The sequence below is a fragment of the Agrobacterium sp. CG674 genome (assembly GCF_053521645.1).
Genome location: NZ_JBNWDZ010000030.1, coordinates 1 through 553 on the forward strand (window position 1 = coordinate 1; position 553 = coordinate 553).

The 553-nt window shown below is 59.0% G+C and carries 1 protein-coding gene; it reads left to right on the top strand.

Annotation, left to right across the window (positions count from 1 at the left end; all coding sequences use genetic code 11):
* Nucleotides 1-52 precede the first annotated feature (52 nt).
* The coding region (locus ACQZ51_RS23655) for a MobA/MobL family protein (RefSeq protein WP_448780992.1) at nt 53-553 on the top strand (501 nt) is incomplete at its 3' end.

Below are 553 nucleotides of genomic sequence, written 5' to 3' on the forward strand. Positions count from 1 at the left end.
TGCAGCATTCCTCACCCAGCCGGTTGTCAGCACCGGGAAAGGACAGATGGCGGTGGCGATTTACCATCTGAGCAGCAAGCCAGTCTCCAGATCAGGGGGCCGCAGTGCCGTGGCTGCCATTGCCTATCGCACTGCAAGTCTGCTGATAAATGAACGCGATGGTCTGGTGCATGATTTTACCGCCAGGCAGGGTGTCGACCACTGCGAGATCGTGCTTCCCGATGGTATCGACGCAACCTGGGCGCTGGATCGATCAACACTGTGGAATGCCGCAGAGGCCGCCGAGAAACGCTGCGATGCGCGCGTGGCCCGCGAGTTCGAGATTGCCCTTCCCCATGAGCTTAGTGACGAAGAGCGTCTGTCTCTCACACGTGCCTTCGCACAGGATCTCGCCAATCGTCATAGTGCCGCCGTCGACTTTGCCATCCATGTGCCCCAGGGCAAAACCGATCTGCGCAATATCCACGCCCATGTGATGATGACCACGCGGGTGGTAACGCCAGATGGCCTTGGCGACAAAACACTGATCGAGCGCGAGAACAAATGGCTGCTC